Origin of the sequence: Escherichia fergusonii ATCC 35469, assembly GCF_000026225.1 — a bacterium.
GTDB classification, from domain to species: Bacteria; Pseudomonadota; Gammaproteobacteria; order Enterobacterales; family Enterobacteriaceae; genus Escherichia; species Escherichia fergusonii.
In genome coordinates, this window is record NC_011740.1 from 3,504,121 (window position 1) to 3,528,527 (window position 24,407).

The window sequence follows — 24,407 nt, forward strand, 5'->3', positions numbered from 1 at the left end:
CTTTCCCTGCTACGGAACCCATTGCAGGGAAAGAGTATAACACGCTTTTATTATTCAGGCGTAAAGTGGCGTAAATGTTGTACCGTGGCAAGCCAGGCTGCCACCCAGCCAATCATCGAACACACCAGCAGCAAAAGCAGACATTCATCGAAAGATAAGCCATTGATATCAAACTTCGTTCCGAAAACCTGTGCCACTTCCGCAACCGCCGAAGACAAACGCAGTACCAGAATCTCTGACAAAATTAATGACAACAATGCGCCAGAAAATCCCAGCAATGCGCCACCGTACAGGAACGGGCGCAGGATGAAACCATCTGTCGCACCAATCAGTTTCTGTACGTTAATGGAGTCACGGCGAGCAAAGATACTCAGGCGCACACTGTTACCGATGACGAGGAACACTGCCGCCACCATCAATACGCCGATCATTGCCGAAACGCGCCCGACCAGCCCGGTCAACGCCGCCAGACGGGCAAACCAGCTGTCATCCATTCGCACTTCGTCAATGCCGTTGATCTGGGTGATACGATCACGCAGCGTATTGAGTGATTCCGTCCCCTGAAAATCGAGTTTCGGGATCACCACCGCCACTGCCGGAAGCGGGTTTTCTTCCAGCATATCCAGCGCACCACCAAAACCAGACCAGTTACGGAACTCGCCCAGTGCGTCTTCACGAGAAAGATAGTTTACTTTCTCTACGCCTTGCTCGGCCTGCAACTGTGCCACCACGCCCGCAGCGGCGTCATCGTCCAGCGTTTTTTGCAGATAAACAGTGATTTGCGGTGACGGATAATACTGCGTCGCCGCCTGATTAACGTTTTTGTACACCATATAACAGACGCTGGGCAGCGTCAGGGAGATGGCGATCACCATCACCGTTAAAAACGTGGCGAACGGTTTGCTTTTCAGATCCTGCAATGCGCCGTGGAAGGCATAGCGCACCTGTTCGTTGAAAACGTTGGTTTTGCGATTTACCGGTTTTGGAGAGGATTTCGCGCGTTTCGGCGCATTACGACCGCCGTCGCCAGAGCCGCCGACCGATTTACGGAAGCGATCCAGACGCCCGCCAAACTGCCGGATATGATTGATTGCATCGCGCTTATTCATGGCCCACGCCTCCATGCAAGTGACCATCGCTCAGGGTGAGCATGCGATAGGAACGCCGCGAAATCAGGTTGATGTCGTGCGTTGCCATCAATACGGTTACCCCAACGCGGTTAAATTCTTCAAACAGACGTAGAATTCCTTCTGACAACGCGTCGTCAAGGTTACCGGTCGGTTCGTCCGCCAGCAGTACCGCGGGCTTGTTCACCACCGCGCGGGCAATGCCAACACGCTGTTGTTCACCGCCGGAAAGCTGAATAGGGAAATTCTTCGCTTTGTCCAGTAGCCCGACTTTATCCAGCGCCGCCGATACACGACGACGAATATCGTCACCGCTGGCACCGGCGATAATCAGCGGGATCGCCACGTTATCGTAGACAGTACGGTCCATCAGTAGATGGTGATCCTGGAAAATCATGCCAATCTGGCGGCGCAGAAACGGAACTTCACGGTTTTTCAGACGCGTGATGTCATGGCCGCTAAACCAGATTTTCCCGGCGCTGGGCCGCTCAATCCCACAGATCAGCTTCAGGAGGGTACTTTTCCCTGCGCCGGAATGACCGGTCAGAAACGCCATCTCACCCGGCTGCATATGGAACGTAACGCCCTGCAGCGCCTGTCTCCCACCGAGATAAGCCTTGCTGACATGTTCAAAGCGAATCATTGTTAATCCTCTCGGGCAAAAAGTGCCTCTATAAAGTCGTCCGCTTTAAACGGACGCAAATCCTCAATACGTTCGCCGACACCAATGTAGCGGATAGGGATACCAAACTGGTCAGCCACCGAGAAAATTACCCCGCCTTTCGCCGTGCCGTCCAGTTTCGTTAGCGTGATGCCGGTTAAGCCAACGGCTTCGTGGAACAGTTTGGCCTGGCTTACTGCATTCTGCCCGGTACTGGCGTCGATAGTCAGCATAACTTCATGCGGAGCTTCAACGTCGAGTTTCTTCATCACGCGGACGATTTTCTTCAACTCTTCCATCAAGTGCGATTTGTTCTGCAGGCGTCCGGCGGTATCGGCAATCAGAACGTCGATGTTACGCGCCTTAGCGGCCTGAATGGCGTCGAAGATAACAGAAGCGGAATCCGCACCGGTATGCTGGGCAATCACCGGAATATTATTACGCTGACCCCAGACCTGAAGCTGTTCAACCGCTGCTGCACGGAAAGTATCGCCCGCCGCCAGCATCACTGATTTACCCTGCTGCTCAAACTGACGTGCCAGCTTACCAATCGTCGTGGTTTTACCCACACCGTTGACGCCCACCATCAGGATCACGAACGGCGTTTTACCTTCAACGTTCAGCGGTTCATCGACTTTCGCCAGAATCTCGCCCATCTCTTCTTTCAGAAGGCCATAGAGCGCCTCGGCATCACGAAGCTGCTTGCGGGTCGCACCTTCTGTCAGATTGGTGATAATTTTACGCGTGGTTTCCACGCCCACATCGGCGATGAGCAATTGCTCTTCCAATTCTTCAAACAGATCATCGTCGATTTTTTTACCGCGGAACAGGCTGATAAATCCGGAACCGAGGTTTTCTTTGGTTTTTAACAGGCTGCGTTTCAGGCGCGCGAAGAAACCTTCTTTGGTCGGTTTTTCCTGCTCCTGAGCGATTTCTTCCACCGGCTGCTCTTCTTCTGCCGGAGGAACCACCATCACCGCCTCTTCTGCCGCTTCGGCAGCCAGCGCCTGTGCTTCCAGCTCTTCGTCGGTGATTTCGTCTTTAGCCGCTTCTTCTTCCGCCGCTTCGACAATCTCTACGGTTTCCGCTTCGGCCTGCCACTCTTCTGGCGAAACCTCTTCGGCTTTGACGTCTTCCGGCAACGGCAGCTCTTCACGCTCGATAGCCACAGGCTCTGGCGTAACTTCAGGTTCAATGACTGACGCTGGCGTTTCTTCAACTATCGTTTCCGGCTCAGTAATAACTTCCGGTTCAGCAACAGCTTCAGGCTGCGCTTTTTCACTTTTAGCAACCTGTTCAGTGACTTCCACAACTTCGGCAGCAAAAGTTTCCGCCTCGGCTTCAGTATGCGCCTGCGGCTGCTCTTCAACGGCTTGTTCAGAAGCCTTCGCAGGATCTTGCGCCTGAACGATTTCTTCTACAACTGGTTGTTCGTTCTGGACTTCTGTCTCTTTTTCCGGGGTCTGCTCTTTTTGACCAAAGCCCAGCCAGGAAAAAAAGCCACGTTTTTTTTCTTTCGCCATTTGCGACTACACTCCTCGCTGTTGCTTCATGGCACAGCGTTAACGCTATGTACATAGCAGCTAAAAAAATGATGAAATAGTCTATCACTTAACTTAATTCACATCACCGCCTGCAAGTATGTGTTATCTGGCGGATTGAGCAATTTATCATGAAAAAACCGAATCATTCCGGCAGCGGCCAAATCCGCATTATTGGCGGGCAGTGGCGAGGCCGTAAACTCCCGGTTCCTGATAGCCCAGGTCTGCGCCCCACCACAGACCGCGTACGCGAAACGTTGTTTAACTGGCTGGCTCCGGTCATTGTTGATGCCCAATGTCTGGATTGCTTCGCCGGGAGCGGCGCGCTGGGGCTGGAAGCGTTATCGCGCTACGCTGCGGGGGCCACGTTGATTGAGATGGATCGCGCTGTTTCTCAACAGTTAATTAAGAATCTGGCGACACTAAAAGCAGGTAATGCACGCGTGGTGAACAGCAACGCGATGTCATTCCTGGCTCAAAAAGGCACTCCGCATAATATCGTTTTTGTCGATCCACCGTTCCGCCGTGGCTTGTTAGAAGAGACGATAAATTTACTGGAAGATAACGGCTGGCTGGCTGACGAAGCCCTGATTTATGTCGAAAGCGAAGTCGAAAACGGGCTACCCACCGTTCCGGCGAACTGGTCATTACATCGGGAAAAAGTGGCAGGTCAGGTGGCTTACCGCCTGTATCAACGCGAAGCACAAGGAGAAAGTGATGTTGATTAATATTGGACGTTTGTTAATGCTCTGCGTTTGGGGATTTTTAATCCTCAACCTGGTGCATCCCTTCCCGCGTCCGCTGAATATTTTCGTTAACGTGGCGCTGATTTTTACCGTGCTGATGCATGGTATGCAGCTGGCGCTGTTGAAATCCACTTTACCGAAAGATGGCCCGCAGATGACCACCGCCGAAAAGGTGCGCATTTTCCTTTTCGGCGTGTTTGAACTGCTGGTCTGGCAGAAGAAATTTAACGTTAAAAAATAACCTTATTGTTTGCTGACAAAGCTGACAAAGCGCGTTCCTTTATAGCTCAGCGTACCTTTATCGCCCACTGTCAGGGCATGGTACTGCTGGGCGTCGAGGCGAAACGTCTGCTCCATTCCTCCGCTTTGCGGTTTGAAGCTTGCCTCATAGCGCATACTGGTGCCTGCCGGAGTTACTTCCTGCTGGCGCGAACGGCGATCGTTAATCGGTTTTTCCCGCTTGTTGCTCACCACCACCAGCTTTTGCTGGAGCGGTGCCATATCATTATCAGCTTTTTCCCGTCGTTGTTGCATAAAACGAAACGATGCGGCGACGATGATTAAGCCAATGATAACAATAAAGAAAAGAGGTGGTTTGCTCATCTTAATCCCTCATCGGAAAATGCGGAAATAAGCATACCCTGCCAGTTATGGTGTTGTCATCCGTCCACCCTCGCCACTAAACTGGAAGCAAGACCGTAGGCATTCCGCTTACGAAAAAATAACGAATTCAAGGAACTAAGATGCTTTGGTCGTTTATCGCTGTCTGTCTTTCCGCATGGCTATCTGTGGATGCATCGTATCGTGGGCCAACCTGGCAACGCTGGGTATTTAAACCATTAACCCTTCTTCTCCTGCTGTTGCTGGCCTGGCAAGCGCCGATGTTCGACGCCATTAGTTATCTGGTGCTGGCGGGACTGTGCGCCTCACTGCTGGGCGATGCGCTAACCCTGTTGCCACGTCAACGTCTGATGTACGCCATCGGCGCATTTTTCCTCTCGCACCTGCTGTACACCATCTATTTCGCCAGTCAGATGACGCTCTCTTTCTTCTGGCCTCTGCCACTGGTGTTGCTGGTGCTGGGCGCGCTGTTACTGGCGATTATCTGGACGCGTCTGGAAGAGTATCGTTGGCCTATCTGCACGTTTATCGGCATGACGCTGGTGATGGTGTGGCTGGCAGGTGAACTGTGGTTCTTCCGTCCGACCGCTCCGGCGCTCTCTGCGTTTGTCGGCGCTTCGTTGCTGTTTATCAGTAACTTTGTCTGGCTGGGTAGTCACTATCGCCGACGCTTCCGTGCGGACAACGCGATTGCTGCGGCCTGCTACTTTGCCGGACATTTCCTCATCGTCCGCTCGCTGTATCTCTGATAAAACTTGACTCTGGAGTCGACTCCAGAGTGTATCCTTCGGTTAATGAGAAAAAACTTAACCGGAGGATGCCATGTCGACTCCTGACAATCACGGCAAGAAAGCCCCTCACTTTGCTGCGTTCAAACCGCTAACCACGGCACAGAACACCAACGACTGTTGCTGCGACGGTGCATGTTCCAGCACGCCAACGCTCTCTGAAAACGTCTCCGGCACCCGCTATAGCTGGAAAGTCAGCGGCATGGACTGCGCCGCCTGCGCGCGCAAGGTAGAAAATGCCGTGCGCCAGCTTGCAGGCGTGAATCAGGTGCAGGTGTTGTTCGCCACCGAAAAACTGGTGGTGGATGCCGACAATGACATCCGTGCCCAGGTTGAATCTGCGGTGCAAAAAGCGGGCTATTCCCTGCGCGATGAACAGGCAGCCGCAGAACAACAAGAATCACGCCTGAAAGAGAATCTGCCGCTGATTACGCTAATCGTGTTGATGGCAATCAGCTGGGGTCTGGAGCAGTTTAATCATCCGTTCGGTCAACTGGCGTTTATCGCGACCACACTGTTTGGGCTGTACCCGATTGCGCGCCAGGCATTACGGCTGATCAAATCGGGCAGCTACTTCGCCATTGAAACGTTAATGAGCGTAGCCGCCATTGGCGCGCTGTTTATTGGCGCAACGGCTGAAGCTGCGATGGTGTTGCTGCTGTTTTTGATTGGTGAACGACTGGAAGGCTGGGCCGCCAGCCGCGCGCGTCAGGGCGTTAGCGCGTTAATGGCGCTGAAACCAGAAACCGCCACGCGCCTGCGTAATGGCAAGCGTGAAGAGGTAGCAATTAACAGCCTGCGTCCGGGCGATGTTATCGAAGTTGCGGCAGGTGGGCGTTTACCTGCCGACGGTAAACTGCTCTCGCCCTTTGCCAGTTTTGATGAAAGCGCCCTGACCGGCGAATCCATTCCGGTGGAGCGCGCGACGGGTGATAAAGTTCCTGCAGGCGCCACCAGCGTAGACCGTCTGGTAACGCTGGAAGTGCTGTCAGAACCGGGTGCCAGCGCCATTGACCGGATTCTGAAACTGATCGAAGAAGCCGAAGAGCGCCGCGCGCCCATTGAGCGGTTTATCGACCGTTTCAGCCGTATCTACACGCCCGCGATTATGGCCGTCGCCCTGCTGGTGACGCTGGTGCCGCCGCTGCTGTTTGCCGCAAGCTGGCAGGAGTGGATTTATAAAGGTCTGACGCTGCTGCTGATTGGCTGCCCGTGTGCGTTAGTTATCTCCACGCCTGCGGCGATAACCTCCGGGTTGGCAGCAGCGGCACGCCGCGGGGCGTTGATTAAAGGCGGTGCGGCGCTGGAACAACTAGGTCGTGTTACCCAGGTGGCGTTTGATAAAACCGGTACGCTGACCGTCGGTAAACCGCGCGTTACCGCGATTCATCCGGCAACGGGTATTAGTGAATCTGAACTGCTGACACTGGCAGCGGCGGTCGAGCAAGGCGCGACGCATCCACTGGCGCAGGCCATCGTACGCGAAGCACAGGTTGCTGAACTCGCCATTCCCGCCGCCGAATCACAGCGGGCGCTGGTCGGGTCTGGTATTGAAGCACTGATTAACGGTGAGCGCGTGTTGATATGCGCTGCCGGAAAACATCCGGCTGTTGCATTTGCTGGTTTAATTAACGAACTGGAAAGCGCCGGGCAAACGGTAGTACTGGTGGTGCGTAACGATGAAGTGCTGGGTGTCATTGCATTGCAGGATACCCTGCGCGCCGACGCCGTAACTGCCATCAGCGAACTGAGCGCCCTGGGTGTCAAAGGGGTGATCCTCACTGGCGATAATCCACGCGCAGCGGCGGCAATCGCCGGTGAACTGGGGCTGGAATTTAAAGCGGGCCTGTTGCCAGAAGATAAAGTCAAAGCGGTGACCGAGCTGAATCAACATGCGCCGCTGGCGATGGTCGGTGATGGTATTAACGACGCGCCAGCGATGAAAGCTGCCGCTATTGGGATTGCAATGGGCAGTGGCACAGATGTGGCGCTGGAAACCGCCGACGCAGCATTAACCCATAACCACCTGCGCGGCCTGGCGCAGATGATTGAACTGGCACGCGCCACTCACGCCAATATCCGCCAGAACATCACCATTGCATTGGGGCTGAAAGGGATCTTCCTCGTCACCACGCTATTAGGAATGACTGGCCTTTGGCTGGCGGTGCTGGCAGATACGGGTGCAACAGTGCTGGTGACGGCGAATGCGTTAAGGTTGTTGTGCAGGAAGGGGTAGTTTTTCGGATTGCTGCCATCCTGACCATGATATACGGTGAGCCCTGCGAAGCTATCTAATACGGGCTTCGCAGGATCTCATTACATAACATATACATGGAATCAATGGATGATTACGTTAAATTCAAATTACTGGGGAAGGCTCGCTGTTGATGAGTCAGAGGGTTTCGCAGAATACGTAACAGTTACGCTTAACAATGAAAAGCGAACTGTCTGGCTAAATATTTTTGAAGATGTCCTGCCAAATACCCCCATTGAGAAAATCGTTCCACTCCTGGATAGCCTCCCTGCATGTACTGAAATTATCCGCAACGTACTTGCGCAAAAGAAAGGAACAAATGCGTTTGTTGATGAGTTTATTGAGTTTCATTTAGATGAACTCGATGCTGAAACATTACAATCTCTTGATATAACTCCACCTACGCACGAGGCCTGTGCAAAGCAACTCACTTTACGTGGCGTTCATCTCTGGTTAGCAGCTCCTGCTCCAGGCAGGTTAAAAATGACCGTGGATTATGGGATATCAAAGGATATCTCGGATCAGTTGCTGGTATTTAATTTTGATGAGCAGGGTGAGTTGCTGGATATTACCTGGGAAAGTTAAGTAATTCTGGGGGCGGTTTCATTTGCCCCTGTCGTTTAAGCTCCTGCACTTAACACGTTTGCTACCTTCCTGTACTTCAAATTTTTTTAGAGCATATAATCCCGAAGGGCAATTAATGCCCTTTGCGAATCAAATAACGATAAGGCAGTCCATCCGTTTCTTTAGCAACCAGTTCGTGTTCCATAAAGGTACAAAACCCAGGAATATCGCGTGTCGTCGCCGGATCATCAGCAATAATCAGCAACGTTTCGCCAGGTTGCATATTGCGCACAGTTTTGCGCACCATCATCACGGGTTCCGGGCAGCGCAGGCCGAGAGCGTCTAAAGTATGGTCAGGGCTGGAAAAGAGATCGGTCATTTTCTTCTCTGTCGCTAAAAAAACGGCGCTAGTTTACGCCCTGTTGTCCGTTAAGCCAATCAGGTTAACGATTGCGTATAAATTAGCCGTTGCAATGTCTTGGCAAAGCAGTATCATGCGGCGGCTTAAAAGTTTAGACGCGTTATTGCGGTAACTCGCTGCGCGTTGGGTTCCCTCACCCCAATTACCAAAAAGGTCACAATATGACGCATTTTTCTCAATCGCAGCGCGTAAAAGCGTTGTTCTGGCTATCGCTATTTCATCTGCTGGTGATCACCTCCAGCAACTATCTGGTACAGCTCCCGATTACTATTTTTGGATTTCATACCACCTGGGGCGCGTTTAGCTTTCCGTTTATTTTTCTTGCCACCGACCTGACCGTGCGTATTTTTGGCGCGCCGCTGGCCCGACGCATTATCTTCGCGGTAATGATCCCGGCGTTGCTGATCTCCTACGTCATCTCATCGCTGTTCTATATGGGTTCATGGCAAGGGTTCGGCGCTCTCGCCCACTTCAACCTGTTTGTCGCACGTATTGCCACCGCCAGCTTCATGGCCTACGCGCTGGGGCAGATCCTCGACGTGCACGTCTTTAACCGCCTGCGCCAGAGTCGTCGCTGGTGGCTGGCCCCGACAGCTTCCACGCTGTTTGGGAACGTCAGTGACACGCTGGCCTTCTTCTTCATTGCCTTCTGGCGCAGCCCGGATGCCTTTATGGCCGAGCACTGGATGGAAATCGCGCTGGTCGATTACTGTTTCAAAGTGTTAATCAGTATCGTTTTCTTCCTGCCGATGTATGGCGTATTACTCAATATGCTGTTGAAAAGACTGGCAGACAAATCTGAAATCAACGCATTGCAGGCGAGTTAAAGGTACGTTATCAGAGTTGTGATAAGATGGGTGAATGAGCCGTTATGGCCGTTTATCGAAAGGAAGAAGTCAATGCGCAATCTGGTTAAATATGTCGGTATTGGTCTGCTGGTTATGGGGCTTGCGGCTTGTGATGACAAAGACACCAACGCTTCAACTGAAGGCACCGTTGCTGAAAGCAATGCTGCCGGGCAATCAGTAAATTTGTTGGACGGTAAACTCAGTTTCCAGCTACCTGCAGACATGACTGATCAGAGTGGCAAGCTGGGCACTCAGGCCAATAATATGCACGTTTACTCTGATGCCAGTGGGCAGAAAGCTGTCATTGTCATTATGGGTGATGATCCTAACCTGGATCTGGCAGTGCTGGCGAAGCGTCTGGAAGATCAACAGCGCAGCCGTGACCCACAACTGCAGGTCGTCACGAACAAAACCATCGAAGTTAATGGGCACAAGTTACAGCAGCTGGACAGTATTATCTCCGCAAAAGGCCAGACAGCTTATTCTTCTGTTGTTTTAGGCAATGTAGATAAGCAATTGTTGACCATGCAAATTACGTTGCCAGCGGACGATCAACAAAAAGCGCAAACCGCAGCGGAAAGCATCATTAACACTCTGGAAATTAAGTAACGACTACGATGATGAAGCGGTCTCCGACAGTGGTTGCGGAGGCCGTTTTTTTAACCGCCATGTTAGTAGTAATGCAATAACCACCAGCCCCGCCGCAGCCAGATAAATCACGGATACACCTGCCCAGCTCATGACCAACCCGGCTAACGGTCCGGTAATACCAAGAGATAAATCCATAAAGACGGTATAAGTCGCCAGAGCCGCCCCCTGATTTTGCTGTGGCACTGCTTTTACTGCCACAACGCCCAACGCCGGAAAGACCAACGAAAAACCCGCACCTGCCAGCAAAACGCCCACTTTCGCCATCCAGGGTACCATCGCAACCCCGACCAGTAGCAAGCCGATTATCTCAACACTAAAGCAAATCATCGCTACGTTTAAGCCGCCGATACGGTTAATGCCGCCAGGGAATAACAATCGTGTACCGACAAACGCACAGCTAAATAGCGTCAGTGCGAAGGCCGCTCCGTCCCAACCTTTCGCGTCATAAAACAGCGTGATAAAGGTGGCGATAACGCCAAACCCGGCAGACGCCATTGCCAGCGCCATCCCATAAAGCCAGACTCGCCCCAGTACTGCACGAAACGGTAGCGGCTTCCCTTTGCTCGCTTTCACCGCTGGACGTGGGATCGCCAGCAGCAGTGCCACCAGGGCAACCGCCATAATAAAAAGTGAAAGTCCTTGTAGCCCAACCCAGTGATAGCACAGAACACCAAGCGGTGCGCCCATCGCCATCGCACCATACGTGACGATGCCGTTCCACGAAATCACCCGACCAATGTGAGTCGATCCCACCGCACCGACGCCCCACAAAGTAGAACCAGTGCCGGTAAAGCTTTGTCCAATTCCCAGAATCACACGCCCAAGACACAACAGTAACAAGCTGAGTACCGGCCAGCTGCTGGCACTCCCCGCCAGAAAATAGGCCCCACCACTGAGCAAACAGCCAGCCAGCCCAAACATCACAATCTTTTTGGGGCCTAATAGATCTGCATACCGCCCGGCATGTGGACGACTGAGCAAAGTGGCGAAGTATTGCAGGCTGATCACCAACCCCGCCCAGAAGGCGCTAAATCCCATCACATCATGGACATAGCCAGGTAATACCGCGAGCGGTAAACCGATAGTGAGATAGCTGGCGAAGTTAAACATGACAATTGAAACAATGCGCAGATTCAGACGCAGACCATTAAGTGCGGGCTCGGGCATCACGATTACCCCGTATTTAGAACAGAGTTTCATTTTTAACATGCAATGGTGTGAAAATCAGCAGGAAGAATCAGATTATTGCCCCGGAGAGTACCACTACACTTAATACAAAAAGTCACAGGAAATCACCGATGGAAACCTCTCAACCCGATAAAACGGGAATGCACATCTTACTGAAATTGGCCTCGCTGGTAGTAATCCTCGCAGGTATTCATGCTGCGGCAGATATCATTGTGCAACTGTTACTGGCGCTCTTTTTCGCCATCGTCCTCAACCCGCTCGTCACCTGGTTTATTCGTCGTGGAGTCCAGCGCCCCGTTGCCATTACGATCGTAGTAGTGGTTATGCTGATCGCACTTACCGCACTGGTCGGTGTGCTGGCGGCATCATTTAATGAATTTATCTCGATGTTGCCGAAGTTTAATAAGGAGCTGACGCGCAAGCTTTTTAAATTGCAGGAGATGTTACCTTTTCTCAATTTGCATATTTCACCAGAAAGAATGCTACAACGGATGGACTCGGAAAAAGTGGTAACCTTCACCACAGCGCTGATGACGGGGCTTTCCGGGGCAATGGCAAGCGTACTTCTGTTGGTGATGACCGTGGTTTTTATGCTGTTTGAAGTGCGCCACGTTCCTTACAAAATGCGTTTTGCGCTGAATAACCCACAGATTCACATCGCCGGATTACATCGCGCATTAAAAGGCGTTTCTCACTATCTTGCATTGAAGACGCTGTTAAGTTTATGGACAGGCGTAATCGTCTGGCTGGGGCTGGCACTGATGGGAGTTCAGTTCGCACTGATGTGGGCTGTACTGGCATTTTTGCTCAACTATGTGCCCAATATCGGCGCGGTGATCTCCGCCGTACCGCCGATGATCCAGGTGCTGCTGTTTAATGGTGTTTACGAATGCATTCTGGTCGGTGCGCTATTTTTAATCGTCCATATGGTTATTGGCAATATTTTAGAACCACGAATGATGGGCCATCGTCTGGGAATGTCGACACTGGTGGTGTTTCTTTCTTTGTTAGTCTGGGGCTGGCTGCTCGGCCCGGTCGGGATGTTACTTTCAGTACCCTTAACCAGCGTCTGTAAAATCTGGATGGAAACCACTAAGGGAGGCAGTAAACTGGCGATTTTACTGGGACCTGGTAGACCAAAAAGCCGATTACCAGGTTAATACGATTTACAGAATTATCGATTGCCACCGTGATGAATACGGTGGCAATTTGAGTTAAGCGCGATAAAAATCATTCGCCAAATGAATTGCAATAACACATTCCCTAAACCAAATATATAAAACCAGCGAATATCTAAGGGCGTTTAATGTCCGATAAGGCACGCTTAATCAGAGCTATTTTTTATTGCCATGCCACTCACCCTCGCATATAGTTGCTACCCGCTGGCTGCAAATTGTATTAGTTGAATATCTTATTTTGCATTTTCTTTCTTTGATTTATTGATTACAGAAATAGAAATTTGCTTTAAATAAAAATACGTTGTCTCACCGGGGCAATAATTTCTGTCAGCATTAAATTCATTCGAATAAACAATACCTTATCAGGGAGTTTTTGATGAAACACTACATGAAATGGTTTGCCGCAATTGCTGTTGTGGGTGCTTTAGCAGGTTGTGCTCGTACTGCACCAATTGACCAGGTCCACTCTACTGTCAGCGCTGGTCACACTCAGGATCAAGTGAAAAAAGCCATTCTTAAAGCAGGTGTAGAACGTCAATGGATAATGTCCGAAGCTGGACCTGGCGTAATTAAAGCACGTCAACAAAGCCGCGCTCACACTGCAGAAATTCGTATTAATTACACCGCATCCAGTTACGATATCAATTATGAAAATAGCCAGAATCTCCAGGCTTCCGGCGGTCAAATTCATAAAAATTATAATCGTTGGGTACGCAACCTCGATAAAGAAATTCAGTTGAATTTATCTGCGGGCGCAGGGCTGTAATTTTTTCTAAAGTCGGGCCGTTTCGGTCCGATAATCATTTAATTCCCCTCTTAACAGGTAGTGCCGAACATGTATCAACAGGATTCACTTAGCGCACTGGATGCGATTACCGAAGCTCAACGCATTGCCTTTGCCCCTATGCTTTTTCAAACTGCATTGTGTCTGCGTAACGCAGGTGTGCTGACTTATCTTGATAAACAAGGTAAATGTGGTGCCTCCCTGGCAGATATCACTGAAAATAGTCAAATCAATGAATATGCCGCCAGCGTTTTGTTAGATATGGGATTAAGCGGGCGAATAATTACCTGTAAAGAGGGAATATATTATCTGGCAAAGATCGGTCATTTCCTTTTGCATGACACCATGACCCGGGTAAATATGGATTTTACTCAGGACGTCTGTTATCAGGGGCTGTTCTTTTTGGCTGAATCTTTGAAAGAAGGGAAACCCTCTGGCTTAAAAGTATTTGGCGACTGGCCAACGATATATCCGGCACTTTCACAATTACCGGATGCCGCACGTGAAAGCTGGTTCGCTTTTGATCATTACTACTCTGATGGCGCATTTGACGCCGCATTGCCTTATGTATTCGCCAACAACCCTGCAACCCTGTACGATGTGGGCGGAAATACGGGTAAATGGGCCTTACGTTGCTGCCATTACAACGCAAATATCAACGTTACCCTATTAGATTTGCCACAACAAATTGCACTCGCGAAAGAAAATATTGAGAATGCAGGTTTTTCTCATCGCATAGATTTCCACGCGGTGGATATGCTAAGCGACGCGCCATTGCCAAATGGGGCTGATGTCTGGTGGATGAGTCAATTCCTGGATTGTTTTTCGCCAGAGCAAATTGTCGCCATTCTGACCAAAGTGGCAAATGTGATGAAACCCGGCGCAAAACTTTGCATTATGGAATTATTCTGGGATGCACAACGTTTTGAAGCCGCTTCATTTAGTCTGAATGCCTCTTCGCTCTACTTCACCTGCATGGCGAATGGCAATAGCCGGTTTTACAGTGCTGAAAAATTTTATGACTATCTGAATAAAGCAGGGTTCCAGGTAGAAGAACGCCACGATAATTTAGGCGTTGGGCATACTTTATTGATCTGCCAAAAGAAATAATTACTCCTTACTGAATTTACGGTTTACCGCGGGCGCGCGTTGATGAAATTTGCATTAAACATTCTCGACTGGCAGGCAAGAGCGCCTGGACTTAGTGAAACGCTGCAATGGCAGGAGTGGTCACGTCAGCCTCAGGCAATTGACCCGACAGCACCGTTGGCAAAATTAAGTGAACTGCCAATGATGACCGCCCGCCGCCTCAGCTCCGGGAGCAAACTGGCTGTTGAATGCGGTCTGGCAATGCTACGCCGCCATCAAATAGACGCCGTTTTGTATACCAGTCGTCATGGCGAGCTGGAGCGCAATTACCGCATTGTTCATGCACTGGCAACCGAACAGGCGCTTTCTCCGACGGACTTCGCGCTCTCCGTACACAACTCTTCCGTGGGTAACCTGACCATTGCGGCCAAACAGCCGATCGTTTCGTCATCGCTTTCGGCTGGTCGCGATAGTTTCCAGCAAGGTTTGAGTGAAGTGCTTAGCCTGCTACAAGCGGGATACCAGCGTGTGTTGATGGTCGATTTTGATGGCTTTCTACCTGAGTTCTATCATCCGCAGCTCCCAGCAGAAATGCCGACCTGGCCATATGCTGTTGCGCTGGTGATTGAAGCTGGCGATGAGTGGCAATGTGAAACACAGCCAGCCATTGCGGGCAATGAAACAACACTGCCGCAAAGCATGTTGTTTTTACAGCACTATTTACAAAATTCAGATGCTTTTTCACTTCCTGGCGAGCGCGTACAGTGGCGCTGGAGCCGTGGATGAGTAATCTGATGTCACGCCTGGAATGGACATGGCGACTGGTTATGACCGGGTTGTGTTTTGCCCTGTTTGGCCTCGGCGGACTACTACTCTCTGTGGTGTGGTTTAACGTACTGTTAGTTTTGGTGTGGAACACTTCCCGCCGCCGTCGTTTGGCGCGTCGCAGCATTGCCGCCAGTTTTCGCCTGTTTTTAACCGCCGCGAAAGGGCTTGGCGTGCTGGATTATCGTATTGATGGGGCTGAAATTTTACGTCAGGAACGCGGTTGCCTCGTCGTAGCTAATCATCCCACGCTTATCGATTACGTACTGCTGGCGTCAGTCATGCCAGAAACTGACTGCCTGGTGAAAAGCGCACTGTTAAAAAATCCTTTTCTTGGCGGCGTTGTGCGGGCGGCAGATTATTTAATCAACAGCGAAGCTGAAACCCTCTTACCCCGCTGCCAACAGCGACTGGCACAGGGTGACACTATTCTGATTTTCCCCGAAGGAACCCGAACTCGTCCCGGAGAAAAAATGACGCTACAACGTGGTGCAGCCAATATTGCGGTCCGTTGTGCCAGTGATTTACGCATCGTAACGATTCGTTGTAGCGAGCATCTACTTGATAAACAAAGTAAATGGTATGACGTTCCACCTGCTAAACCACTCTTTACCGTCGAAGTGGGTGAACGGATACAAATTAACCGTTTTTACGACGCAAACTCACAAGAACCGGCGCTGGCAGCAAGGCAGCTTAACCGGCATCTTTTGCTGCAATTACAACCAGGTACATTACCTCTCTCAGGAAAAAATGATGCAAGCGCTTTATCTTGAAATCAAAAACCTCATTATCTCTACTCTCAATCTGGATGAGCTTTCACCAGATGATATCGAAACCGAAGCGCCGTTGTTTGGTGATGGTTTAGGGCTGGACTCTATCGATGCCCTGGAACTGGGGCTGGCAGTGAAAAATGAATATGGCGTTGTACTTTCTGCGGAAAGTGAAGAGATGCGTCAGCACTTTTTCTCCGTCGCCACTCTGGCCTCTTTCATTGCTGCGCAACGTGCCTGAGGAAAGCCATCATGACAGAACAACAAACCGTCTATCAGGAAGTCTCAGCTCTGCTGGTTAAGCTGTTTGAAATCGATCCGCAAGACATCAAACCTGAAGCGCGCCTGTACGAAGATTTGGAGCTGGACAGTATCGACGCCGTTGACATGATTGTGCACCTGCAAAAGAAAACCGGTAAGAAAATCAAGCCGGAAGAGTTTAAAGCAGTGCGTACAGTCCAGGATGTCGTCGAGGCTGTAGAACGCCTGCTACAAGAAGCCTGATCTGATGTCGGGCATTCGCTCGCTACCGATGATTAAGCTGCTGACTGGATTATTGCTGCTCGCCTGGCCGTTTGTGATTTGGTTTGGCTTAGCGCATAACGGCCTGCACTGGTTGTTGCCGCTGATGGCGCTGCTGTTTTTGTTGCGCTTGCGCCAGACCCGTCGCCAGACCGGGCCACTACAAGCCGTCACGCAAATCGTCGCTGTCGTAGGCATCGCCTTGTGTGCCGCCAGCTTTCTGCTGAAAACGCACCAGCTACTGCTGTTTTACCCGGCAGTGGTTAACGCGGTCATGCTGGCGGTTTTTGGCGGTTCGCTGTGGTCGGCAATGCCAATTGTTGAGCGGCTGGCACGTTTGCAGGAGCCAGATCTCCCGGAAAAGGGCGTGCGCTATACCCGCCACGTCACGCAAATCTGGTGCGGCTTTTTCATCATCAACGGCGGAATTGCCCTCTTTACCGCGCTGCATGGCGATATGTCGTTATGGACTGCCTGGAACGGCATGATTGCTTATTTGTTAATGGGAACGTTAATGGCTGGTGAATGGCTGGTGCGCCGTCAGGTGATGAAAAGAGATCGCTCATGAAGCAGACCTTACCGCTTGCACGCTGGCTGACTGCGCCACGCCCTGATGACACGCCCATTGCGTGGCTGGACGAAAGCACCTGGACGCTGAGCGATTTGCGTCACGATGTCGCGCAACTTATCTGCCGCTTGCAGCAACAGCCAGGTGAACGCTGGGCGCTGTGCTTTGAGAACAGCTATCTGTTTATCGTTGCCCTGCTCGCCACGCTACACGCCGGAAAAACACCGGTGCTTCCGGGGCATAACCGCGTTATCCAGCTTAATGAGCAACGTGAACTTTTTGATGGTGTGCTTAGCGACAGCGAACTTAACTGGCAAGGTTCATTGCTGTTGGTAGCAAGCTCCCCACAAGTCGCGACACAATCATTCACCTTTGCCGCTATAGCGCCTGACGCTTATATCGAGCTGTTTACCTCTGGTTCCACAGGGCAGCCGAAGCGGGTGATTAAACCTGTTCGTTTGTTGGACCGTGAAGCAGAACTGCTGGCTGAACGATTAGGTGCACGTCTTGCCGGAAGTCGTGTCGTCGGTTCCGTATTGCCGCAGCATTTGTACGGCCTGACTTTTCGCGTTTTCCTGCCCATGGCGCTGGGATTACCGCTCCATGCCGCCATGCTCTGGTATGTCGAACAGTTTGCCGCGTTGAGTCATCAGCATCGCTATATCTTCATCAGCAGTCCGGCATTTTTGAAGCGTCTGGATACACAGCTTTCCCCGCCCCCCGTTCAGGTGCTTCTTTCTGCTGGTGGTGAGCTACCGTGGCAGGACGTACAACACACCGCGAGCTGGCTGCGCGTCTGGCCTGATGAAATCTACGGCAGCACGGAAACCGGCGTCATCGCCTGGCGTTACCGCGAACAAGAGCAACGCCGCTGGCGGCCCTTTCCAGGTATGCAGTTCCAGGCCGAAGATGATGCCTTTCGTCTCTTTTCACCTCTGATGGAGGAAGATAGCGGCCTGTTACTCGACGATATCTTGCAGTTTAGCGAAGACGGCCAGTTCCATCTGATGGGGCGTCGCGGACGCATCGTTAAGATTGAAGAAAAACGCATTTCACTCCAGGAAGTAGAACAACGTCTGCTGGCGCTGGACGGTATTCACGAGGCGGCGGCAGTTCCCGTTACGCGCGGCGGGCGTCAGAGTATTGGCGTTTTGCTGGTGCTGAATGACGAAGCTCGCCTGCAATGGCAAAACGGCGGCGGGCACAGCCAGGAAATGGCCTGGCGGCGATTACTGCGCCCGACGCTGGAGCCAGTTGCTATTCCGCGTTACTGGCGCGTTATTGATGAAATGCCAGTAAACAGTATGAACAAGCGTGTCTATGCGCAATTACAGGAGTTATTTCATGAAGCCCCATGAAATCGAGCGCCATCAGGCACAAGCGAATCACCTTGAGATTGTTTTGCATCTCAGGGCAGATCTGTTCTGGTTTCGCGGTCATTTTGCCGTACAACCATTACTCCCCGGCGTGGCACAAATCGACTGGGCGATGAGTTACGCGCTTGCCCTGCTCGCGCCCGGTTGGCGTTTTCACTCAATTCAGAACATCAAATTCCAGGCTCCATTGCTGCCGGATAACCGCGTCACACTCACGCTTAGCTGGCAGGAAGAACGCCAGATTCTGAGCTTTAGTTATCAGCGTCACGACGGTGACGCCCGCCACACCGCCAGTAGCGGGAAGATCCGCCTATGTCGGTAAACTTTTCTCCCTGCGTGTTGATCCCCTGCTACAACCACGGCGCAATGATGCCGGGCGTGCTGGCGCGTCTTAAGCCATTTAATCTGCCCTGTATTGTGGTGGATGACGGCAGCGATGCCGCCACGCAACAGCAACTGGATAATCTGGTTGCCGAACAGCCTGGCGTGACCTTAATTCGCCTGGCAGAAAACGCAGGCAAAGGCGCGGCGGTAATGCGCGGCTTACAGGCGGCTGCAGACGCGGGGTTCAGCCATGCGGTACAGGTAGATGCCGACGGTCAGCACGCGATTGAAGATATCCCCAAACTGCTGGCACTCGCTGAACAACACCCTGCGGCACTGATCTCCGGCCAGCCGATTTACGATGACTCCATCCCCCGCTCACGGCTGTACGGGCGCTGGGTCACCCACGTCTGGGTGTGGATCGAAACGCTCTCCCTGCAACTGAAAGACAGCATGTGCGGCTTTCGCGTTTATCCAGTCGTGCCAACGCTGCAACTGGCAAAACACGCCACCATCGGCAAGCGGATGGATTTCGACACCGAAGTGATGGTGCGCCTCTACTGGCAGGGAAACACCAGTTATTTCGTGCCGACCCGCGTCACCTATCCGCTGGACGGGCTTTCGCATTTTGATGCCCTGAAAGATAACGTCCGCATCTCGCTGATGCACACACGTCTGTTTTTCGGCATGTTGCCGCGTATTCCTTCACTGCTGATGCGCCACTCTTCCAGCCACTGGGCGCGGCAGAGCGAAGTGAAAGGATTATGGGGAATGCGCCTGATGCTGCTGGTCTGGCGTCTGCTGGGAAAAACAGCGTTTAGCGCGCTGCTTTACCCGGTGGTGGGCGTCTACTGGCTCACCGCCAGCCGGGCGCGCAAAGCATCGCAAGACTGGCTCGCCCGTGTGCGCCAGCATCAACCACAGGCAGCAAAACTCAACAGCTATCAGCACTTTCTACGTTTCGGCAACGCCATGCTCGACAAAATCGCCAGCTGGCGCGGCGAGCTACAACTCGGGCGTGATGTGCTGTTTGCACCAGGCGCAGAAGCGGCACTTAACGTCAGCGATCCGCGAGGCAAATTGCTGCTGGCCTCGCATCTTGGCGATGTGGAAGTGTGCCGGGCGCTGGCAAAAATTCAGGGCTACAAAACCATTAACGCGCTGGTGTTTAGCGAAAACGCCCAACGTTTTAAACAGATAATGCAGGAGATGGCCCCGCAGGCAGGCATCAACCTGCTCCCGGTGACGGATATCGGCCCGGACACCGCCATCCTGCTAAAAGAGAAGCTGGATAACGGCGAATGGGTGGCGATTGTTGGTGACCGCATCGCCATCAACCCGCAACGCGGCGGCGACTGGCGCGTCTGCTGGAGTTCGTTTATGGGCCAGCCTGCGCCCTTCCCACAGGGGCCGTTTATTCTCGCCTCTATTTTGCGCTGCCCGGTGAATCTGATTTTCGCCCTGCGCCAGCACGGCAAGCTGCATATTCACTGCGAAACCTTTGCCGACCCGCTGCTGTTGCCGCGTGGCGAACGCAAGCAGGCGCTGCAAAACGCTATCGATCATTACGCCGCGCGTCTGGAACATCACGCGCTCCAGTCGCCCCTCGACTGGTTTAATTTTTTCGATTTCTGGCAACTGCCGGAAGTCCAGGACAAGGAGTAAAGGGTGCTTAACGATCCCCGATTTACCGCTGAAGTCGAGCTGATCATTCCATTTCACGACGTCGATATGATGGGCGTGGCCTGGCACGGTAACTATTTTCGCTACTTTGAAGTGGCCCGCGAGGCGCTGCTCAACCAGTTCAATTACGGCTATCGGCAGATGAAAGAGTCCGGTTATTTGTGGCCAGTGGTCGATGCGCGGGTGAAATATCGCCACGCCCTCACCTTTGAGCAACGCATCCGCGTGCGTGCGCATATCGAAGAGTTCGAAAACCGTCTGCGGATTGGCTATCAGATTTTCGATGCCGAAACGGGCAAACGCGCCACCACCGGATACACCATTCAGGTCGCGGTCGACGAGCAAAGTCGCGAACTGTGCTTTGTCAGCCCCGATATTCTGTTTGAACGCATGGGAGTCAAACCATGAAATTTTTACCGCTGCTGGCGCTGCTGATTAGCCCGTTTGTGAGCGCCCTGACCCTGGACGATCTTCAGCAACGCTTTACCGAACAACCGGTGATCCGCGCCCATTTTGATCAAACCCGGACGATTAAAGATCTGCCGCAGCCGCTGCGATCTCAGGGTCAGATGTTGATCGCCCGCGACCAGGGGTTATTGTGGGATCAAACCTCACCGTTCCCCATGCAGCTATTGCTGGATGATAAACGCATGGTGCAGGTGATCAACGGTCAGCCGCCGCAAATCATCACGGCAGAAAACAACCCGCAGATGTTCCAGTTTAACCACCTGCTGCGCGCGCTGTTCCAGGCCGATCGCAAAGTGCTGGAACAAAACTTCCGCGTCGAATTTGCTGACAAAGGCGAAGGCCGCTGGACGCTGCGCCTGACGCCGACCACCACGCCGCTGGATAAAATTTTCAACACCATCGATCTCGCCGGGAAAACCTATCTGGAGAGCATTCAACTTAATGATAAACAGGGCGATCGCACCGATATTGCTCTTACCCAACATCAACTGACGCCAGCGCAACTGACCGATGACGAACGCCAACGTTTTGCCGCCCAGTAAACGCCCCGCGCTGTTATGGGGGCTAGTCTGCCTGGTCATGGCGGCGGCGTTGCTGATCCTGCTGCCGCAATCACGGCTGAACAGTAGCGTGCTGGCTATGTTACCCAAACAGGCGATGGGCGATATTCCCCCAGCGCTGAATGACGGCTTTATGCAGCGTCTGGACCGCCAACTGGTGTGGCTGGTCAGCCCCGGTAAAGAGGCTAATCCCAGGGTCGCTCAGGAGTGGCTGACGCTGCTGCAAAAATCCGCTGCGCTCGGCGACGTTAAAGGACCAATGGATGCCGCCAGCCAGCAAGCGTGGGGAGCGTTTTTCTGGCAGCACCGCAACGGCCTGATTGACCCCGACACCCGCGCCCGCCTGCAAAACGGCGGCGAAGCGCAGGCGCAGTGGATCCTCTCCCAGCTTTATTCCGCATTCTCCGGGGTAAGCGGCAAGGAGCTGCAAAACGATCCGCTGATGTTAATGCGCGGCTCGCAGCTGGCGATGGCGAAAAACGGCCAGCGTTTGCGGCTGATGGACGGCTGGCTGGTGACGCAGGATCCCCAGGGCAACTACTGGTATCTGCTGCACGGTGAACTGGCGGGATCGTCGTTTGATATGCAGCAAACCCACCAGCTCATCACGACCCTGAATACGCTGGAAAAGGATCTGAAAACGCGTTACCCACAGGCGCAGTTGCTCTCGCGCGGCACGGTATTTTACAGCGATTACGCCAGTCAACAGGCGAAGCAGGATATCTCAACCCTGGGCGTGGCAACGCTGCTGGGGGTGATATTACTGATTGTGGCGGTGTTCCGCTCTTTGCGCCCATTGTTGCTTTGCGTGATTTCCATCGGCATCGGCGCGCTGGCGGGAACGGTCGCCACTTTATTGATTTTCGGTGAATTACACCTGATGACGCTGGTGATGAGCATGAGCGTTATCGGCATTTCCGCTGACTACACGCTCTATTACCTCACCGAACGAATGGTGCACGGCAACGACGTTTCGCCGTGGCAAAGCCTGGCGAAAGTACGCAATGCCCTGCTGCTGGCGCTGCTCACAACCGTGGCGGCATATCTGATTATGATGCTCGCCCCCTTCCCCGGCATTCGCCAGATGGCGATTTTTGCCGCCGTCGGGTTGAGCGCCTCCTGTCTGACCGTCCTGTTCTGGCATCCGTGGCTGTGCCGTGGTCTGCCGGTGCGCCCGGTTCCGGCGATGGCGCTGATGCTACGCTGGCTGGCAGCGTGGCGGCGCAATAAAAAACTGTCGCGGGGTCTGCCCGTTGCGCTGGCGCTGTTTTCGCTGGCGGGGATGTCAATGCTGCGCGTCGATGACGATATCTCGCAGTTACAGGCGCTACCGCAGCATATTCTGGCGCAGGAAAAAGCCATTACCGCCCTGACCGGGCAGAGCGTCGATCAAAAATGGTTTGTGGTTTACGGCGACTCCCCACAGCAAACATTGCGGCGACTGGAGAAATATACCGCCTCACTTGAGTATGCGAAAAAAGAGGGGCTTATCAGCAACTACCGCACTATTCCGCTGAACTCCCTGGCGCGGCAGGAGGAAGACTTAGACCTGCTGAAAACGGCTGCCCCGACGGTAACAAAAGCACTGCAAAATGCAGGGCTGACGGCGGTGAAACCAGATCTCAACGCCATGCCGGTGAAGGTCGATGAATGGCTGGCAAGCCCCGCCAGTGAAGGCTGGCGTCTGCTGTGGCTGACGCTGGAAAACGGCGAAAGCGGTGTACTGGTGCCGGTTGAAGGGGTTAAAAGTAGCGCATTGTTGCAGGAAATCGCCAGCTATTACCCTTGCGGCATTGCCTGGGTTGATCGCAAAAGCTCCTTTGATGAATTGTTCGCACTTTACCGCTACGTCTTAACCGGCTTGTTGCTGGTGGCGCTGGCAGTGATTGCCTGCGGCGCAGTGGCCCGTCTCAGCTGGCGCAAAGGGATTATCAGCCTGGTGCCTTCGGTGCTTTCGCTGGGCTGTGGTCTGGCGGTGCTGGCGATGAGCGGGCAGGCGGTGAATCTCTTTTCGCTGCTGGCGCTGGTGCTGGTGCTTGGCATCGGTATCAACTACACGCTGTTTTTCAGTAATCCGCGCGGTACACCGTTAACTTCGCTACTGGCGATAGCGCTGGCAATGCTCACCACCTTGCTGACGCTGGGAATGTTGGTATTCAGCGCCACCCAGGCCATCAGCAGTTTTGGCATTGTGCTGGTGAGCGGTATTTTCACCGCCTTCCTGCTTTCGCCGCTGGCTATGCCCGATAAAAAGAGAACAAAAAAATGATCAAATCCACCTTCTGGCGAGCGTTCGCCCTGACCGCTACGCTTATCCTCACCGGCTGTAGCCACTCGCAATCGGAACAGGAAGGCCGCCCGCAGGCGTGGCTGCAACCTGGCACACGCATCACGCTGCCTGCGCCGGGGATATCGCCCGCCGTCAATTCCCAACAACTGTTGACTGGCAGCTTCAACGGCAAAACCCAGTCGCTGTTGGTGATGCTTAATGCCGACGACCAGAAAATCACCCTTGCCGGACTGTCATCAGTCGGCATTCGTCTGTTTCTGGTGACCTACGATGCGCAAGGGCTACGCGCCGAGCAATCCATCGTCGTCCCGCAACTGCCGCCCGCAAGTCAGGTGCTGGCTGACGTAATGCTCAGCCACTGGCCGATTAGCGCCTGGCAACCGCAACTCCCCGCTGGATGGACGCTTCGCGACAACGGTGACAAACGCGAACTGCGTAACGCCAGTGGCAAACTGGTCACGGAAATCACTTATTTGAATCGCAAAGGAAAACGCGTGCCAATCAGCATTGAGCAGCATGTCTTTAAATACCACATCACCATTCAATACTTAGGTGACTGA

Annotated in this window: 28 protein-coding genes; 22 read left to right on the forward strand and 6 right to left on the reverse strand. The window is 52.8% G+C overall.

Annotation, left to right across the window (positions count from 1 at the left end; translation table 11 throughout):
• Window positions 1-50 precede the first annotated feature (50 nt).
• From ftsX to ftsY, 3 genes are read right to left on the reverse strand one after another with little or no spacing between them, the layout of a single operon-like run.
• A complete protein-coding gene (ftsX, locus tag EFER_RS17255) occupies window positions 51-1,109 on the reverse strand; it encodes a permease-like cell division protein FtsX (protein WP_001042003.1) in 1,059 nt (352 codons plus the stop codon).
• A complete protein-coding gene (gene ftsE, locus EFER_RS17260) occupies window positions 1,102-1,770 on the reverse strand; it encodes a cell division ATP-binding protein FtsE (protein ID WP_000617723.1) in 669 nt (222 codons plus the stop codon). Before ftsE ends, ftsX begins: the two co-directional genes overlap by 8 nt.
• Before the next feature lie 2 nt (window positions 1,771-1,772).
• Window positions 1,773-3,311 (reverse strand): signal recognition particle-docking protein FtsY, encoded by a 1,539-nt coding sequence (gene ftsY, locus EFER_RS17265; protein ID WP_001040625.1) that lies wholly within the window; start codon window positions 3,309-3,311, stop codon window positions 1,773-1,775.
• 149 nt (window positions 3,312-3,460) lie between these two features.
• On the opposite strand from ftsY, the gene rsmD reads away from it, so the two are divergent.
• Complete coding sequence (rsmD, locus tag EFER_RS17270; protein WP_000743195.1) at window positions 3,461-4,057, forward strand: 16S rRNA (guanine(966)-N(2))-methyltransferase; 597 nt, start codon at window positions 3,461-3,463, stop codon at window positions 4,055-4,057.
• Window positions 4,047-4,316: a DUF1145 family protein gene (locus EFER_RS17275; protein ID WP_001353621.1), complete on the forward strand. Its 270-nt coding sequence runs from the start codon at window positions 4,047-4,049 to the stop codon at window positions 4,314-4,316. The genes rsmD and EFER_RS17275 overlap by 11 nt, the downstream gene beginning before the upstream one ends.
• Before the next feature lie 2 nt (window positions 4,317-4,318).
• On the opposite strand, the gene EFER_RS17280 is transcribed toward EFER_RS17275, so the two are convergent.
• Window positions 4,319-4,678: a DUF2500 domain-containing protein gene (locus EFER_RS17280; protein WP_000042888.1), complete on the reverse strand. Its 360-nt coding sequence runs from the start codon at window positions 4,676-4,678 to the stop codon at window positions 4,319-4,321.
• Between the two features lie 140 nt (window positions 4,679-4,818).
• Here EFER_RS17280 and EFER_RS17285 point away from each other — a divergent pair, with 140 nt between their 5' ends.
• The 3 genes from EFER_RS17285 to EFER_RS17295 all read left to right on the forward strand — a co-directional run bounded on the left by EFER_RS17285 (window position 4,819) and on the right by EFER_RS17295 (window position 8,323).
• The gene (locus EFER_RS17285; protein ID WP_000964718.1) at window positions 4,819-5,445 is read left to right on the forward strand and encodes a lysoplasmalogenase; all 627 of its coding nucleotides are present in this window, start codon (window positions 4,819-4,821) and stop codon (window positions 5,443-5,445) included.
• A 73-nt stretch (window positions 5,446-5,518) separates the two neighbouring features.
• Window positions 5,519-7,720, forward strand: a complete 2,202-nt coding sequence (gene zntA / locus EFER_RS17290; RefSeq protein ID WP_000106502.1) for a Zn(II)/Cd(II)/Pb(II) translocating P-type ATPase ZntA — start codon at window positions 5,519-5,521, stop codon at window positions 7,718-7,720.
• A gap of 108 nt (window positions 7,721-7,828) precedes the next feature.
• Window positions 7,829-8,323 carry a DUF2004 domain-containing protein gene (locus tag EFER_RS17295; RefSeq protein ID WP_000631640.1) on the forward strand — a complete coding sequence of 165 codons (495 nt, stop codon included), beginning with the start codon at window positions 7,829-7,831 and terminating at the stop codon, window positions 8,321-8,323.
• A 112-nt stretch (window positions 8,324-8,435) separates the two neighbouring features.
• On the opposite strand, the gene tusA is transcribed toward EFER_RS17295, so the two are convergent.
• Complete coding sequence (gene tusA / locus EFER_RS17300; RefSeq protein WP_000130622.1) at window positions 8,436-8,681, reverse strand: sulfurtransferase TusA; 246 nt, start codon at window positions 8,679-8,681, stop codon at window positions 8,436-8,438.
• A 203-nt stretch (window positions 8,682-8,884) separates the two neighbouring features.
• Here tusA and EFER_RS17305 point away from each other — a divergent pair, with 203 nt between their 5' ends.
• Window positions 8,885-9,550, forward strand: coding sequence for a 7-cyano-7-deazaguanine/7-aminomethyl-7-deazaguanine transporter (locus EFER_RS17305; RefSeq protein WP_000148728.1), 666 nt, complete (start codon window positions 8,885-8,887; stop codon window positions 9,548-9,550).
• A gap of 72 nt (window positions 9,551-9,622) precedes the next feature.
• Window positions 9,623-10,180, forward strand: coding sequence for a DcrB family lipoprotein (locus EFER_RS17310; RefSeq protein WP_001245285.1), 558 nt, complete (start codon window positions 9,623-9,625; stop codon window positions 10,178-10,180).
• 3 nt (window positions 10,181-10,183) lie between these two features.
• Here the strand turns inward: EFER_RS17310 and EFER_RS17315 are convergent, their stop codons facing one another.
• Window positions 10,184-11,422 carry an MFS transporter gene (locus EFER_RS17315; protein WP_123059579.1) on the reverse strand — a complete coding sequence of 413 codons (1,239 nt, stop codon included), beginning with the start codon at window positions 11,420-11,422 and terminating at the stop codon, window positions 10,184-10,186.
• A gap of 98 nt (window positions 11,423-11,520) precedes the next feature.
• Between EFER_RS17315 and EFER_RS17320 the strand changes: the two genes are divergently transcribed.
• The 15 genes from EFER_RS17320 (at window position 11,521) to EFER_RS17390 (ending at window position 24,407) form a co-directional block, all read left to right on the forward strand.
• Window positions 11,521-12,570, forward strand: a complete 1,050-nt coding sequence (locus EFER_RS17320) for an AI-2E family transporter (protein WP_002431778.1) — start codon at window positions 11,521-11,523, stop codon at window positions 12,568-12,570.
• A 406-nt stretch (window positions 12,571-12,976) separates the two neighbouring features.
• The gene (locus EFER_RS17325) at window positions 12,977-13,354 is read left to right on the forward strand and encodes a hypothetical protein (RefSeq protein WP_024256545.1); all 378 of its coding nucleotides are present in this window, start codon (window positions 12,977-12,979) and stop codon (window positions 13,352-13,354) included.
• 69 nt (window positions 13,355-13,423) lie between these two features.
• Window positions 13,424-14,482 carry a methyltransferase gene (locus tag EFER_RS17330; protein WP_000284720.1) on the forward strand — a complete coding sequence of 353 codons (1,059 nt, stop codon included), beginning with the start codon at window positions 13,424-13,426 and terminating at the stop codon, window positions 14,480-14,482.
• Between the two features lie 42 nt (window positions 14,483-14,524).
• Window positions 14,525-15,247 carry a beta-ketoacyl synthase chain length factor gene (locus EFER_RS17335; protein WP_002431779.1) on the forward strand — a complete coding sequence of 241 codons (723 nt, stop codon included), beginning with the start codon at window positions 14,525-14,527 and terminating at the stop codon, window positions 15,245-15,247.
• Window positions 15,244-16,059, forward strand: coding sequence for a lysophospholipid acyltransferase family protein (locus EFER_RS17340; RefSeq protein ID WP_002431780.1), 816 nt, complete (start codon window positions 15,244-15,246; stop codon window positions 16,057-16,059). The genes EFER_RS17335 and EFER_RS17340 overlap by 4 nt, the downstream gene beginning before the upstream one ends.
• Complete coding sequence (locus tag EFER_RS17345; RefSeq protein ID WP_001148682.1) at window positions 16,040-16,297, forward strand: phosphopantetheine-binding protein; 258 nt, start codon at window positions 16,040-16,042, stop codon at window positions 16,295-16,297. Before EFER_RS17340 ends, EFER_RS17345 begins: the two co-directional genes overlap by 20 nt.
• 11 nt (window positions 16,298-16,308) lie before the next feature.
• Window positions 16,309-16,560 carry an acyl carrier protein gene (locus EFER_RS17350; RefSeq protein ID WP_000139646.1) on the forward strand — a complete coding sequence of 84 codons (252 nt, stop codon included), beginning with the start codon at window positions 16,309-16,311 and terminating at the stop codon, window positions 16,558-16,560.
• Window positions 16,561-16,564: 4 nt separating this feature from the next.
• Complete coding sequence (locus tag EFER_RS17355; RefSeq protein ID WP_000014368.1) at window positions 16,565-17,146, forward strand: COG4648 family protein; 582 nt, start codon at window positions 16,565-16,567, stop codon at window positions 17,144-17,146.
• Complete coding sequence (locus tag EFER_RS17360) at window positions 17,143-18,504, forward strand: AMP-binding protein (protein ID WP_000815054.1); 1,362 nt, start codon at window positions 17,143-17,145, stop codon at window positions 18,502-18,504. Before EFER_RS17355 ends, EFER_RS17360 begins: the two co-directional genes overlap by 4 nt.
• Window positions 18,491-18,844, forward strand: coding sequence for an ApeI family dehydratase (locus tag EFER_RS17365; RefSeq protein ID WP_002431781.1), 354 nt, complete (start codon window positions 18,491-18,493; stop codon window positions 18,842-18,844). Before EFER_RS17360 ends, EFER_RS17365 begins: the two co-directional genes overlap by 14 nt.
• Window positions 18,835-20,511, forward strand: a complete 1,677-nt coding sequence (locus EFER_RS17370; RefSeq protein WP_000115627.1) for a glycosyltransferase family 2 protein — start codon at window positions 18,835-18,837, stop codon at window positions 20,509-20,511. The genes EFER_RS17365 and EFER_RS17370 overlap by 10 nt, the downstream gene beginning before the upstream one ends.
• 3 nt (window positions 20,512-20,514) lie before the next feature.
• Window positions 20,515-20,937: an acyl-CoA thioesterase gene (locus tag EFER_RS17375; RefSeq protein WP_000930889.1), complete on the forward strand. Its 423-nt coding sequence runs from the start codon at window positions 20,515-20,517 to the stop codon at window positions 20,935-20,937.
• Window positions 20,934-21,539, forward strand: a complete 606-nt coding sequence (locus EFER_RS17380; protein ID WP_000670562.1) for a LolA family protein — start codon at window positions 20,934-20,936, stop codon at window positions 21,537-21,539. Before EFER_RS17375 ends, EFER_RS17380 begins: the two co-directional genes overlap by 4 nt.
• A complete protein-coding gene (locus tag EFER_RS17385; RefSeq protein ID WP_000180190.1) occupies window positions 21,508-23,826 on the forward strand; it encodes an MMPL family transporter in 2,319 nt (772 codons plus the stop codon). The genes EFER_RS17380 and EFER_RS17385 overlap by 32 nt, the downstream gene beginning before the upstream one ends.
• Window positions 23,823-24,407, forward strand: coding sequence for a DUF3261 domain-containing protein (locus EFER_RS17390; protein WP_000597704.1), 585 nt, complete (start codon window positions 23,823-23,825; stop codon window positions 24,405-24,407). Before EFER_RS17385 ends, EFER_RS17390 begins: the two co-directional genes overlap by 4 nt.